Source organism: Pseudomonadales bacterium (assembly GCA_041395665.1).
GTDB lineage: Bacteria > Pseudomonadota > Gammaproteobacteria > Pseudomonadales > UBA7239 > UBA7239.
Genome location: JAWLAB010000005.1, coordinates 24070 through 37889 on the forward strand (window position 1 = coordinate 24070; position 13820 = coordinate 37889).

9 protein-coding genes and 1 tRNA gene are annotated in these 13820 nt (G+C 48.9%); 4 read left to right on the top strand and 6 right to left on the bottom strand.

The annotated features are described in order from the left end of the window. Positions 1–32 precede the first annotated feature (32 nt). Positions 33–797, top strand: coding sequence for a glycerophosphodiester phosphodiesterase family protein (locus tag R3E63_07980; GenBank protein MEZ5539869.1), 765 nt, complete (start codon positions 33–35; stop codon positions 795–797). After that, complete coding sequence (locus R3E63_07985) at positions 784–1968, top strand: FAD-dependent oxidoreductase (GenBank protein MEZ5539870.1); 1185 nt, start codon at positions 784–786, stop codon at positions 1966–1968. Before R3E63_07980 ends, R3E63_07985 begins: the two co-directional genes overlap by 14 nt. On the opposite strand, the gene R3E63_07990 is transcribed toward R3E63_07985, so the two are convergent. The 6 genes from R3E63_07990 to R3E63_08015 all read right to left on the bottom strand — a co-directional run bounded on the left by R3E63_07990 (position 1947) and on the right by R3E63_08015 (position 10646). Further along, positions 1947–3386: an FGGY family carbohydrate kinase gene (locus R3E63_07990; GenBank protein MEZ5539871.1), complete on the bottom strand. Its 1440-nt coding sequence runs from the start codon at positions 3384–3386 to the stop codon at positions 1947–1949. The genes R3E63_07985 and R3E63_07990 overlap by 22 nt on opposite strands. Positions 3387–3395: 9 nt before the next feature. Then, positions 3396–4868 carry a trypsin-like peptidase domain-containing protein gene (locus R3E63_07995; GenBank protein ID MEZ5539872.1) on the bottom strand — a complete coding sequence of 491 codons (1473 nt, stop codon included), beginning with the start codon at positions 4866–4868 and terminating at the stop codon, positions 3396–3398. A gap of 10 nt (positions 4869–4878) precedes the next feature. Then, complete coding sequence (gene smc, locus R3E63_08000; GenBank protein MEZ5539873.1) at positions 4879–8382, bottom strand: chromosome segregation protein SMC; 3504 nt, start codon at positions 8380–8382, stop codon at positions 4879–4881. Positions 8383–8553: 171 nt separating this feature from the next. Then, on the bottom strand, positions 8554–9723 hold the full coding sequence (locus R3E63_08005; GenBank protein ID MEZ5539874.1) for a phosphoglycerate dehydrogenase: 1170 nt from the start codon (positions 9721–9723) through the stop codon (positions 8554–8556). 277 nt (positions 9724–10000) lie between these two features. Then, entirely contained in the window at positions 10001–10468 is a 468-nt protein-coding gene (locus tag R3E63_08010; protein MEZ5539875.1) for a CreA family protein, read from the bottom strand. Between the two features lie 93 nt (positions 10469–10561). Then, positions 10562–10646 (bottom strand) — tRNA-Leu (locus R3E63_08015). 120 nt (positions 10647–10766) lie between these two features. Between R3E63_08015 and rnr the strand changes: the two genes are divergently transcribed. Then, positions 10767–13082 (top strand): ribonuclease R, encoded by a 2316-nt coding sequence (gene rnr / locus R3E63_08020; GenBank protein MEZ5539876.1) that lies wholly within the window; start codon positions 10767–10769, stop codon positions 13080–13082. Beyond that, complete coding sequence (gene rlmB / locus R3E63_08025; protein MEZ5539877.1) at positions 13079–13819, top strand: 23S rRNA (guanosine(2251)-2'-O)-methyltransferase RlmB; 741 nt, start codon at positions 13079–13081, stop codon at positions 13817–13819. Before rnr ends, rlmB begins: the two co-directional genes overlap by 4 nt. The last annotated feature ends 1 nt before the right edge of the window (position 13820 follow it).

The following is a 13820-nucleotide window of genomic DNA, read 5'->3' on the forward strand; positions in this document are numbered from 1 at the left end:
ATACTGGCACAAAGCCAATCGGGTCACGCACCATGCCCACACACACCCAACATTCACTCAATGGCATTCCTGCCGAACAACTCATCGCGCACCGTGGTTATCAGCAGCATTTTCCAGAAAATTCGCCGCGTGCGATCAATGAAGCCATCGCCTGCGGCGCACACTACATCGAAATTGATGTGCAATTTTCTAGCGATGGTATTCCACTGATCTGTCACGATGATGATTTACTGCGTATTGCGGGCATCAACAAAAAACTCAGTGCATACACCTTCAAAGAATTAGCAAGCATTACTGCCAACGAACCCACGCGCTTTGGCACACAATTTCAAGAGATTAAACTTGCACCACTGCAAGCGCTTGTTGACATCATGCAAGCCAATCCAAAAGTACAAGTTTTAGTAGAGCTCAAAGAAGAAGCCACCAGAGATTACGGCGCAGCATTTTGTTTATCAGGCATCTTTGAAGTTTTATCACCCGTGATTGATCGCTGCATACTGATCAGTTTTGATATCGATGCATTGCGCATAGCAAAAAATTATCATTTCAAACGCCTTGGCGCTGTGCTTAGGCAATGGCATCTTCGCCATAGCATTGCACAAGAGTTGAATGCTGAAATGATTATCTGCAACTACAAACGCATCCCAGAGCAAGATTCTCTCCATATGGATGAATGCCTTGTGGCTGTCTATGAAGTGGATCACATCGCTCTTGGCAATCATTTGTTATCACGCGGAGCAAACTTTATAGAAACTTTTTCCATTGGTGAAATGTTAGGCAGTTATGGAAAGCAATAACACACAAACCAGTTATGACATCATCATTATTGGCGGCGGCATCCACGGCGCCGGCATCGCACAAGCTTGCGCTGCGGCCGGCTACCAGTGTTTACTCTTAGAAAAAAACACTTGGGCATCTGCTACTTCCAGTAAATCCAGCAAACTTCTGCACGGTGGCTTGCGCTATTTGCAAACAGGGCAATTCAAATTAGTGCGTGAATGCTTACAGGAACGCGAGTTACTGTTAAAAAATGCACCTCAACTGGCACATATTAGGCCATTCATTCTTCCCGTATACCAGCATTCAAAATTTCCTGCGTGGAAATTATGGATAGGCCTTTCACTGTACCGTCTCTTAACTGGCTTTACTCAAGCACACAGCCGCTTTCAGATGATTCCGCGCGAACAATGGCCAACAACGCTGAATGGCTTATCAACAGAAAACCTTACTACGGTTTTTTGCTACCAAGATGCACAAACAGACGATCGCCTACTGACAATTGCCGTTAAAAATAGCGCAGAATCTTTGGGGTGCGAAGCGTGGGAACAGGCAGAACTGCTCTCTGCTATTAAAGATAAGCACAGCTGGAAAATAGATGTTCATCATCAAAATACCGTATTCACACTACAAAGCTCGCTGGTCATCAACGCTAGCGGCCCTTGGGTAAATGACATCATTGACCGTTGTGGACGCAAAGAAAAACTGAGCATTGATTTAGTACAAGGCGCACACATTGTGCTCGACAAGAAAATCAGTGATACCTGTTTTTATTTAGAAGCGAGTGACAGCCGCGCCGTGTTTGTTTTGCCTTGGTACGACAAAACCTTGGTCGGCACAACAGAAACGCTCCATCAAGACAAACCAGAAAACACCGCACCGACAGAAAAAGAAACACAGTATTTATTGGACACTGTAAAAAATCATTTCCCAACCGCTGATCTCACTATCACCCAGAAATTCAGTGGTTTGCGTGTTTTACCGCAATCCGAACAACGCGCCTTTTTTCGGCAACGCGATACGCGTTTTTTAGATGATGATGGTTTGATCAGTGTGTATGGTGGAAAATTAACGGCGTATCGCGCTACAGCAGAAAAGCTCATGTCTACGATTACAAAACACTTAGGCAAACGCACCCAAAAAGCCGATACGCGCACGCTGCATTTATATCACCCAGAAATAGATAATTGACTCATCAAAGCCGTCCACTGCTGATAGCGCTTCTGTAATGCACTTACAGGCTGCGGCTCAAACTGATCGTAATATTGTTTTCCAATCACACTGGGCAGCAACTGGGCAGCAGCTCCGCGTGCGCAGGCTTCCACATCGTTACTGCGATAAACTCTCACGCCCGATATATCGGCTATACGCTGACAAAAAATAGGTAGGTTTGATAAACCACCGCTCAACACTATTGCGCTGTATGGTTTGACTGTGCGCAAACGATCGATATTTCTCTGCAAAGCAAACACAATAGATTCCAAAACCGCTATCGCTTGCAATGCAAAAGAAGACTCCTCTGAAAAATAAGAGTCTCCTGCAGGCAACCAATCTGGAGATCCTGTTGCCGTTATTCGATTGATAAAAATAGGAGTTTTCTCAGCGAAAAGATTGCTTTCTTTATCTGCCGCCTGCCAATCGTTGCTAGAAAATACCGCACCTTGTTGTTGCCACAACCACTCCAATGCCGTCGCTGCTGCATTGACAGTGCCTTCAGCCACGACAATGGACTGATTTTTCTCTGTAGCAATACACAAAGGTGATACCAATAAATTTCTTGGCACATCCAACGCAGCCATTTTTTGCTGGATAAAAGCACCTGTTCCAGCATTGATAAATATTGTGCTTTCATCAAACTGCAACGCATGAGAGAGCATAAAAAAGCTTTGATCACCGCCCAATAGCGTCAATGGAACAGTGTGTTTTCCCACAGATATAACCCCATAGGGATATAGACTGGGATAAATTTTTGGCAAAAAATTAGAGGAAATCGCAAAAAAATCCAGCAACTCTGGCGACCACTGCGACTCCCCCATCTTTGTCAACAGCGTTCGAGATGCAATTACCGCATCAACCATCACTGTTTCAGCCTGCGTTAACTGCCAACACAAAAAACCCGCTAACGGTGTAATGCACAGCGTATTGTTGCGTTCAGATTCTTTTACAGCTTCATTGCTATCCAGCAACCACCGTATTTTGCTGGCACCGTAATGCGCGTTGGCATACAAACCTGTATTTTTGCGCAACCACTGTGAAGCAGTTTTAATTTTTTGACTCAGCCATTCCGCGTTACGCGTATCCTGCCAACTTAAAACAGACGACAATGTTTTGCGTGAAATAACATCCACAGCAACAAGACTAGAACGCTGAACAATCAATGCAGCTTGCGTTATATTGCTGCATTGCTCTCCTAATTGCTCAGCAACATCCGCAATCACTTGATACAAAGACTGAAGAATTTCTTGGGGACTCTGTTCAACGAAACTCTGTGCAGGATAATTTGTGGTAACAGGAACCCTCGCCTGCGCTACCACTACACCGCTCGCATCAAAAACAATAGCGCGGCTACTTTGACCACCCTGATCCAACACCAAGACATAGGGCGTCATAAAGCAAAGTTATTGCGCGGCGACTGGCGCTAAAACCGGCTCCTCCTTTTGAGGTTTGATGCCATAGCGCTCTGCAATAATTGGCGTCCTTTTAGCCAAATCTTCCCGCGAAAATGACAGCTGATTTTCAATGATTGAAAACTTCAATGTAACAAAATCACCTTGTATATTCTTTAACTGCTCTCGCATTTGTTTTAAGTTTAAAACTTCAACATCATTGATTTTACTGAGAACGCTATACCGCATCGACTCATAACCAAGGTTAATCTCATCAGGCAATACATTGATCACCATCAGCATACGATCATCATTTGCTAATGGCGTTTTACGGTATTGATAACGCTGAATACTGATTTCTGGAGGAACATATTTTGTCCATGTACGAATCAAATCCTCATTCACCTCAATGATGACTAGACCTCCCAGCACTTCATAATCAGGAACAAAATTTGACTGATGCCCAACAATAATGCGCGAATCTTTTAATGTGTATGTCAGCAAATAATTGATATCTACTTTTTTGCCATCGCGAATCACTGTGATAGGAATACTGTCACCTATTTGGCGTCTAGCAATCAATATATTGCTATCAATACGATCCGCTGTTGAAAAACGCACAGTGCCGTCATTACCGATAGATTGGCCGTCCATCGCTACAATAACATCACCCACTTTCAATAATTCTTTTTCTTTTTCCAGACCGGATAAGTTGATAATCAACGCGCCGCCATCTTGCTCTTTCAAACCATAACGCTGACGCAACTGTGGGTTTTCTGTTGGCTGGGTTACAACAGCAATTTCTGGCACGCCATTCACTTTGCCGTCTTCAATATCTTTTAAAAAAGACTCAACCACTGGCGGCGGAATGATGTAACCCACATTGGATGCTGTTGCACTCGGCAATCCTTGAAAGTTCAATCCAGCGAGATGCCCGTTCACAATTGCAGGGCCACCACTAGCACCAGGATTGATTGCAGCATCAATTTGGCACACTAAATTAGGGTAACCCGAATGTGCGTAAATTGCGTAATCAATACGCGAAACCACGCCGCGTGTAATCGCTAATTGTGTCCCGCCGACGGGGAAGCCATAGGTAGTTACTTCATCGCCTAATAATGGCAATGCACCTAAAGGCAATGCCTCCGTACCGTGAAAAAACTCTGCATCTTTTACCGTGACTAATGCCAAATCACGCTCGTCAGAAATAAAAGCCACTTCTGCGGCGTATTTTTTATCAGAACCTACTTTACGCACTTGTAACTGCAAACTGCTATCGACGACATGCGCATTCGTCAAAATACGATTGCCCGCAATGATGACGCCAGTGCCAGAACCGGAATCGATATTGCCGTTTTGCCATGGATACTGAAAATCAACATTGCGACCCTGATTGAAAATCTGCACCACAGAATGACGCACATCGGCAGCCACTGCTGCGCAACTCAACATCAATCCTGACAATAAAATTATTAAGCGACGCATAGATTTCTCCTTAAACAGCGGCTAGTTCCACTGCTTCATTCACATCCACCGATACCAAGCGCGACGCCCCTGGCTCATGCATGGTGACACCCATCAATTGATTGGCGGCTTCCATCGTGACTTTATTGTGCGTGATAAAAATGAACTGCACTTTCTCGCTCATCTCCACCACCATTTTTGAATAACGCCCCACATTCGCATCATCCAAAGGCGCATCCACCTCGTCCAAAATACAGAACGGTGCGGGATTCAAACGGAAGATGGAGAAAACCAATGCAATTGCTGTCATTGCTTTTTCACCGCCCGACAACAAATGGATGGTGCTGTTTCGTTTACCCGGTGGTCGCGCCATGATGGAAACGCCCGTATCGAGTAAATCTTCGCCCGTCATTTCCAAATAAGCATGACCTCCGCCAAACACGCGCGGGAACAACTCTTGGAAACCACTGTTGATGTTGTCAAAAGTTTCTTTGAAGCGTGTTCGCGTTTCGCGATCAATTTTGCGAATCGCGTTTTCCAAAGTCTGCAGGGCTTCTTGCAGATCATCGTTTTGCGTATCGAGATAAGTTTTTCTTTCCGATTGCGCTTTGTATTCATCAATCGCCGCCAAGTTGAGCGGCCCTAAACGCGCAATGCGCACCGAGATCTGTTCTAAATCAGCCACCCAGCGCTCTTCGTTGATGTCTTCTGGCAACTGACTCAGCAGTGTTTCGCGCTCGAACTCGGTTTCACTGAGCTGTTCATCCAGTGTTTTACGGCGAATTTGCGCTTCTTGCGCCGCGATACGCTCTTGCTCCAAACGCGAACGAGCGCCCTGCGTATTGCGATCTGCCACCGAGCGATTTTGTTCTGCTTCACGCAAATCGTGTGACACTTCATCCAACACAATGCGCGCTTGTTTTAATTGATCTTCAATCACTAATCGCTGTTGCAGTTTTTCTTCTAACTGTAATTTCAGTTCTTCGTTCGGATCGTCGTTGTGTTCCAAGCTTTCGCTCAGTTGTGCGCGGCGTTCATTCAAAGCGGTGACTTGCTGACGCAATCGTTCGATAGATTGCATCATGGCATCGGACTGCGTGCGCAAAGATTGCTCGCGCATCGCCAATTCATGCGTGCGGTTGCGTTGATGCTGCGTACGCTGACGCACATCATCCAAAGTTTGACGATTTTTATCGCGTACATCCAACAGCGCTTCGCGGCGCTGCGTATCGCGCTCCATTTTTTCAATCGCCGTTTCAAGAATCGCGCGCGCTTCCGCCTGCGTTTCTTTTTCAACGGCTAACTGCTCGTGCACTTCACCAATTTCTTGCGCCAGAGCATCGCGACGCGACAAAATTTGTTCAACGCGCGCTTCTCGTGCTGATAACTGCGCGCGCGTTTCTCCATGCTTGCGCGTCAAAGAAGCCAAAGCTTGGCGACTTTCTTCCAACTGCATTTCTTTTTCTGCCAAGGAAGCACGAACGGCCTGCAAAGCGCCATCACCTTGATCAACCGTGTCTTGTACTTGCTCTAACTCGGCGAGAATTTTTTCCAATTCTGCTTTGCGCGCCAACACGCCGCTGTGCACATCGGTATCGCGCGCCACGCGCAACCAATTACTGCCCAGCCAAATACCTTCACGCGTGACAACGGACTCACCCGCGCCCAACTGTTTGCGCAGCGCCAGCGCATCCGTCAAAGATTCCGCACAGCGCACACCAAACAGCAGCGCACTCGCCTGCTCTGCGCCGTCGATTTTCTTGATCAGCCAATCACTGCCTGCGGTTGAGCTAGTCGCTGTGCCGTTATCTAACAACACCAACGCGCCTTTTTCCATTGCAGCCGCTTGTGTTGCTAAAGCATCAACGCTATCGACACACACAGCCTGCAAATAATTGCCCAACACGGTTTCAACAGCGATTTCCCAGCCACTGTTAACACGCAAACGCTCAACCAATCGCTGATTTTTTTCAAGCTGCTGCGATGCCAACCACGCGTTGACGCTGTCGTCGGTACTACCCATCGCCGCTTGCTGCAGAGCCTGTAAAGAGGCTTGTTTGCCCGTCAAAGTTTGGAATTGCAAACGCGCCGCATCCAACGCTTGCGCGCGCTGTGTATTTTCATCGCGCAACGCGCCGATCACAGAAACGGCTTGATCCATCGCAGATTGATGCGTCTCAGTCTGCGCATCCAACTCCGCCAACTGCTCACGCAGCATCAAAATTTCTTGCTCTTCCGAATCTTGAATCAAGCTGCGCTTTTCTTGCTCCAAGCGCTCAATGCGTTCACCCATGCGCGCGAGTGATTTTTCAAAATGCAGTAAACGCGATTGCTGCACTTCCACTTCTTGGCGCGGCGCGTTGGCTGCTTGGTTGAATTCATCCCACTCGTGCTGCCACTGCTGCATGGCTTGTTCAGCTTGCAGTAATTGATCGGACAGCGTCAGCTCGGTTTCGCGTCCCATTTCCAATTCTGGCGACAATTCATCCAATTCCTCACTCCACATCGCCATTTTTTCTTCATCTTGTTGCAATAAGCGCTGCGACTCGACGAGGTTGTTATCCGTCTGCGACAAATCATCGCGCAGGCTGCGCTGTCGTTCTTGGTTGAAACGAATCGTCTGTTCGATGCGTTCCACTTCTGAGCCACTGGCGTAATAACTGGCTTGCACTTGATTGAGGCGATCGGTCTGCTCGGTGAAATCGGTGCGCAATTTTTCGATACGCGTGTCGATCGACACCTGCGCCGTCACCAAAGCCTCAACTTGCACTTCCAGTTCACGAATCAAATGATCGCGCTGGCTCACTTCGCCATCCAACTTCTGCCAACGGAAAGCTGCCAACTGCGCTTTCAGCAAACGCTCTTCTTCTTTATAGACACCGTATTTTTCTGCCGCCGCCGCTTGGCGTTGCAAGTGCATCAACTGGCGTTCCAATTCTTCGCGAATATCGGTCAAGCGCTCTAAGTTTTCGCGCGTGCGCTTCATTCGGCTTTCTGTATCTTTACGGCGCTCTTTGTATTTGGAAATCCCCGCCGCCTCTTCAATAAACACGCGCAATTCTTCAGGCTTGGCTTCGATCAAACGCGAAATCATCCCCTGTTCGATGATGGAATAACTGCGCGGTCCTAAACCGGTGCCAAGAAAAATATCAGTGATGTCACGACGGCGGCATTTGGTGCCGTTCAAAAAATATTGCGATTGCCCATCGCGCGTCACCAAACGGCGAATCGAAATCTCGCTGTACGCAGCGTACTCGCCCAACAAGGTGTGGTCCGAGTTATCAAAAATCAGTTCAACGCTGGCTTGCCCTGCCGGTTTGCGATTGTTTGAGCCGTTGAAAATAACATCCGTCATCGCCTCGCCACGCAAGTTACGCGCAGAAGACTCGCCCATCACCCAGCGCACGGCATCAATGATGTTGGATTTGCCGCAACCGTTCGGACCGACGACCGCCGTGAGGTTGCTGGGGAAGGTGGCTGTGGTCGGATCGACGAACGATTTGAATCCAGCCAGCTTGACATGTTTGAGCCGCATAACGAAAAAATCCTTGATGCTATTCCTTAGAAAATCAACGCAATTTATTGATAAATAAAGATTTTTGCGATGAATCTATCGGGTTATTTTCTTAAAGTAATTCATGAGGAATGCAGCATTCTACACGCTAGCCGCCGAGCAGATAACTCCCAGCGGCATACCGTGAAAAACTTAAATCAAACGCACATTGATGATGCCTTCGATGGCGCGAATGCGCGCCAAAGTCGCCTCATCGGGTTGCACAGCAATGTCGATCAAGTTGTAGGCGATGTCGTTGCGGCTCTTGTTGATCATGTCCGCGACATTGTTGTCGGTCTCCGCAATCACTGAGAGCACCTGCCCCAGCATTTTGGGGATGTTGCGATTAGCGATCGCCAAGCGATAGCTCGCAGTGCGCTCCAGCGACACGGTCGGGAAATTGACCGAATTGCGGATGTTGCCGTTCTCCAGAAAATCCATCAGCTGATTGGCGGCCATCACCGCACAGTTTTCCTCAGCCTCCTCGGTGCTGGCGCCGATGTGCGGCATAGGAATGACTTTGGGGTGCTTGAGCAAGGCCAGCGTCGGGAAATCGGTAATAAAGCGACCGAGTTTCCCCTGCTCCAGAGCTTGCAGCACGGCGGCGTTATCGACGATCTCCTCGCGCGCGAAGTTGAGCAGACAGGCTTCGGGGCGCACCACCTTCAGTAGCTCGGCATTGATTAAGCCGCGTGTAGCGTCCAATACCGGTAGATGCAGCGTGATGAAGTCCGAGCGCATCATCAGGCTTTGTAAGTTCTCTGCGCGCTGTACGCGGTGCGATAGGCGCCATGCTGCATCTACCGAGATGGCTGGGTCGTAACCCAGCACCTGCATGTCCAATTCCAGCGCCATATTGGCGACCAGTGAGCCAATCGAGCCCAGCCCCACCACGCCCAGCGTCTTGCCCGCCAGCTCGTTACCCGCAAAGCGCTTCTTCTCGGCTTCCAGCAGGCGAGAGAGCGCTGCGTCGTCCGTCTCCTGCTGCTCCTCACGCACAAACCGCACGCCGCCGAGGATGTCACGGGAAGCCAGCAGCATCGCCGCCAGCACCAGCTCCTTCACGGCATTGGCATTGGCGCCTGGCGTGTTAAACACCACAATGCCGCGCTCCGTCATCTCCGCTACTGGGATGTTATTAACCCCTGCACCGGCGCGAGCAATGGCGCAGACGCTCGCCCCGACATCCGCCGCAGACAGTTTATGGCTGCGCAGCAAGAGCGCGTCTGGGTGACCCAGCTCACTCGCCACTTCATAGCGCTCTCTGGTGAATTGGTTGAGGCCTTTGACGGCAATCTTATTGAAAGTCTGAACCTTAAACATGAGAAAAGACCTATAACCTGTTGATAAATAACAAAATAATAGATTGCCATTTGAGACAGCAACAACAAATTCTACTCTAAATAAAAATAGGGCTTGGCTTTCTGAGCCACTTGGTCGATACTGAACTTGCCCTTTTGACACCCCCCCCCCACAAGTCAGAAGGGTTGGGTAGCGCAAGTTATCCATAGGGTTCAGTTCCTTAAATGTTTCACTCCTTAATGGTCTTTGCCCGATTTCCTCCCCCCAGAGAGTCGGGCTTTTTTTTATCCTTAAAAAATTATTTCAACGGAATTTTTTGACCGCGAATCGCAAATGCGGTGATGGAATTTTCTGGGCTGCCTTCGATCACGCGATCGGAGTAAGTGAGATACACCAGCGTGTTGCGTTTCTCATCCACCATGCGCACCACTTGCACATGTTTGAACACCAAAGATGCGCCTTCCTTAAAAACCGACTGCTTGTTGGGCAACGGCGAGACAAAACTGATATCTCCCACTTGCTGGCAAGTGACAGAAAAATTCGATGGGTCTTCTGCCAAACCAAACGCACCTTTAATACCACCCGTTTTTGCACGCGACACATAACAAGAAATACCGCGCACCAACGGGTCATCAAATGCTTCAACCACAATTTTGTGATCGGGTCCTATCCATTTGAATACGGTATCCACATGACCAATTTCTTCTGCGACGGCACCAAACGAAGTGCAGACCAGCAGGAACAGTAAAGCGATGCGTGATTTCATAAAAGCGCTCCAACACATTTTGTCACTAACAATGGTGGCATCATAAACGACAGGCAACAAAAAACCCGCCGAAGCGGGTTTTCAATTTTTAATTGGTGCCCAGAAGAGGACTTGAACCTCCACGACCATAAGTCACTAACACCTGAAGCTAGCGCGTCTACCATTCCGCCATCTGGGCTCAGGGCGCGAACTGTACTGGCAGGCTTCCACACTGTCAATGTTCTATCGCTATGCACACGGCGGTCTGCAATAATCAAAACCGCGCTCAACCTCTCTCCCTCTTGCGACATATATATAGATGAAAAAAACCAAGAAACCATCGAGTAAGCCTTCGCCTCGCCAACGCACGGTTAGCACCGATCCGCACTTTCGACGCGAAGCAAAAAAATACGACAACCCCATCCCCAGTCGCGAGTTTATTCTTTCTTTATTAGAGAACAGCAAAGGGCCGATGGATCACGCGGCGCTGTGCATTGCGTTGAAGCTACGCGATGAAGAACAAGTTGAAGCACTGCGCCGTCGATTGGGTGCCATGTGTCGCGATGGGCAACTGCTACAAAACCGCCGCAATGGTTTTGTGCCTGCCAAAAAAGCAGATCTCATTAAAGGATTGGTTTTAGCGCACCGCGACGGTTTTGGTTTTTTGCGCCCTGAAGACGGCGGCAAAGACATGTTTCTCAGCGCGCGCGAAATGCAAAAAGTATTTGATGGCGACACCGTGTTGGCCAGCCCGTGTAGCATCGACAAACGCGGTCGTGTTGAAGTGGCAATAGTCGAAATTTTACAACGCGCACATCATCAATTAGCGGGAAAATTAACCGAAGAAAATGGGCTGTTGTTTGTGAAGCCCGACAGCGCTCGCATCGCTATGCAAATTATCATTCCGCCACAACATCGCAACGGTGCAAAAAACGGGCAGATGGTGGTGGTCGAAATTGAAAACTACCCTGACCATCATCACATGGCGACGGGGCGCATTACGGAAATTTTGGGCGATCATCTCGACCCCGGCATGGAAATTCGTATCGCCGTACACAACCACGGTATTCCTTGGCAGTGGCCAGACGATGTAGAACAAGCCGCCGATGCGTTAGCGGATGTTGTATTAGCCAAAGACAAAAAGCATCGTGTGGATTTACGCCATTTGCCGCTCGTTACCATCGACGGCGAAGACGCGCGCGATTTTGATGACGCAGTTTTCTGCGAAAAACGCAAAGGTGGCGGCTGGACGCTGTATGTCGCCATCGCCGATGTCTCGCACTATGTTTTACCCAGCAGCCCGCTCGATCGCGAAGCCATCCATCGCGCTACTTCTGTGTATTTTCCAGGCTCGGTTGTACCGATGCTGCCGGAAAAATTATCCAACGGTTTGTGTTCGCTGAACCCGCATGTTGATCGCCTGTGCATGGTGTGTGAAATGAACATCAGCGCCAGCGGCCGTACCAGCAGCTACCGTTTTTACGAAGGCCTGATGAACTCGCAAGCGCGATTCACTTACACCACGGTTGCTCAAATCATCGACGAAAAAGATAAAAGTCACAGCGCGATACGCGAACAACACGCGGCGCTAGTACCTCACCTTGATCAACTCTATCTTCTTTATAAAGCTTTGCGTGGCGCGCGTGACATTCGCGGTGCGATTGATTTTGAAACACAAGAAACCCGTATTCTTTTTAGCGATGATAAAAAAATCGACAGCATCATCCCTGTTGTGCGCAACGAAGCACACAAGTTAATTGAAGAATGTATGCTGGCAGCAAACACTTGCGCGGCATCATTTTTAGACAAACAAAAAGTCCCTGCACTGTTCCGCGTGCACGAAGGGCCTAGCGAAGAAAAGCTCAAAGGTCTGCGCGCTTTTCTCAGTGGTTTAGGGCTTTCACTCGGTGGTGGCGACAAACCCAAGCCCGCTGATTACCAAGCACTGCTCGGCGCAGTGGCTGAGCGCAACGACGCGCATTTGATTCAAACCATGCTGCTGCGCTCCATGAGCCAAGCGGTGTATCAGCCGGATAATGTTGGGCATTTTGGCTTGGGTTACGACAGCTACACACACTTCACTTCCCCGATTCGTCGCTACCCTGATTTATTGGTGCATCGCGCGATTCGTTATCTCATTCGCAACCGCCGCGAATTAAAAACCGTGCATTGCGTAGAAACTGCGCCCGCGCTGCCACAGAAAAAAATCTATCCGTACGACGATGCCGCTATGGATGCACTCGGCATGCAATGTTCTGCTTATGAACGGCGTGCCGATGAAGCATCGCGTGATGTCGTGGCTTGGCTCAAATGTGAATATCTGCTTGAGCATGTGGGCGATAGTTTTGAAGGTGTTATCAATGCTGTCACTAGCTTTGGCTTATTCGTCGAGCTGAAAGATATTTATATCGAAGGTCTTGTGCATGTCACCATGCTCAAACGCGATTACTACCGCTACGATGCCGACAACCAACGCTTAGTTGGCGAACGCAGTGGCGAAATTTATCGTTTGGGTGATAGCGTCAATGTGCGCGTAGTACGCGTCAATTTAGACGACAGAAAAATCGACCTCGAATTGCTGGACATCATTAGCAGCACCGCAAAAAAACGCAAAAAAGGCAGCAAGAAAGTATGAGTCAGCATGAGTGGATACACGGCATACACAGCGTCGCTGCCGTTCTAAAATCGCAGCCACAGCGTTTGCTGCGCATCTATGTGCAACAAGGTCGGCAAGATGATCGCATTCAAAAGCTGATCGATGCGGCACAGCGCAACGCCATCGAAATTATTCGTGAGTCGCGTAAAGAGTTGGATAAACGCGCTGACGGCAATCATCAAGGCATCATTGCTGAATGCCAGCCAGGGGAGCAGTACGACGAAGATTTTTTGCCGACACTCATCGCACAACACGGCAAACAATTATTGCTGCTGGTGTTGGATGGCGTCACCGACCCCCACAACCTCGGTGCCTGCATTCGTACCGCCGAAGCCGCTGGCGTGCATGCGGTGATTGTGCCGCGCGATAACTCTGCCGGTATGAACAGCACCGTGCGTAAGGTTGCCGCAGGAGCCGCTGATTTGCTGCCACTCGTTGTTGTTACTAACTTGGCGAGAACACTCAAACAACTACAGCAAGACGGGCTGTGGATTATCGGTGCAGCAGGCGAGGCCACTGCATCACTTTATAAAACCAAGCTATCGCTACCACTTGCTTTTGTGATGGGTGCAGAAGGCAACGGTATGCGTCGTTTAACCAAAGAACACTGCGACGAATTGATCGCTATTCCTATGCAAGGCGAAACCAGCAGCTTGAATGTTTCTGTGGCAACTGGCGTGTGTTTGTTTGAAGTGCTGCGACAGAATAAAAAATAAT

What these genes read in the sequence shown, in the direction of transcription:
- R3E63_07980 (MEZ5539869.1), top strand. Translation starts at nt 33, where the DNA reads ATGCCCACACACACCCAACATTCACTCAATGGCATTCCTGCCGAACAA.
- smc (MEZ5539873.1), bottom strand. Translation starts at nt 8,382, where the DNA reads ATGCGGCTCAAACATGTCAAGCTGGCTGGATTCAAATCGTTCGTCGAT.
- rnr (MEZ5539876.1), top strand. Translation starts at nt 10,767, where the DNA reads ATGAAAAAAACCAAGAAACCATCGAGTAAGCCTTCGCCTCGCCAACGC.
- R3E63_08005 (MEZ5539874.1), bottom strand. Translation starts at nt 9,723, where the DNA reads ATGTTTAAGGTTCAGACTTTCAATAAGATTGCCGTCAAAGGCCTCAAC.
- rlmB (MEZ5539877.1), top strand. Translation starts at nt 13,079, where the DNA reads ATGAGTCAGCATGAGTGGATACACGGCATACACAGCGTCGCTGCCGTT.
- R3E63_07995 (MEZ5539872.1), bottom strand. Translation starts at nt 4,868, where the DNA reads ATGCGTCGCTTAATAATTTTATTGTCAGGATTGATGTTGAGTTGCGCA.
- R3E63_08010 (MEZ5539875.1), bottom strand. Translation starts at nt 10,468, where the DNA reads ATGAAATCACGCATCGCTTTACTGTTCCTGCTGGTCTGCACTTCGTTT.
- R3E63_07990 (MEZ5539871.1), bottom strand. Translation starts at nt 3,386, where the DNA reads ATGACGCCCTATGTCTTGGTGTTGGATCAGGGTGGTCAAAGTAGCCGC.
- R3E63_07985 (MEZ5539870.1), top strand. Translation starts at nt 784, where the DNA reads ATGGAAAGCAATAACACACAAACCAGTTATGACATCATCATTATTGGC.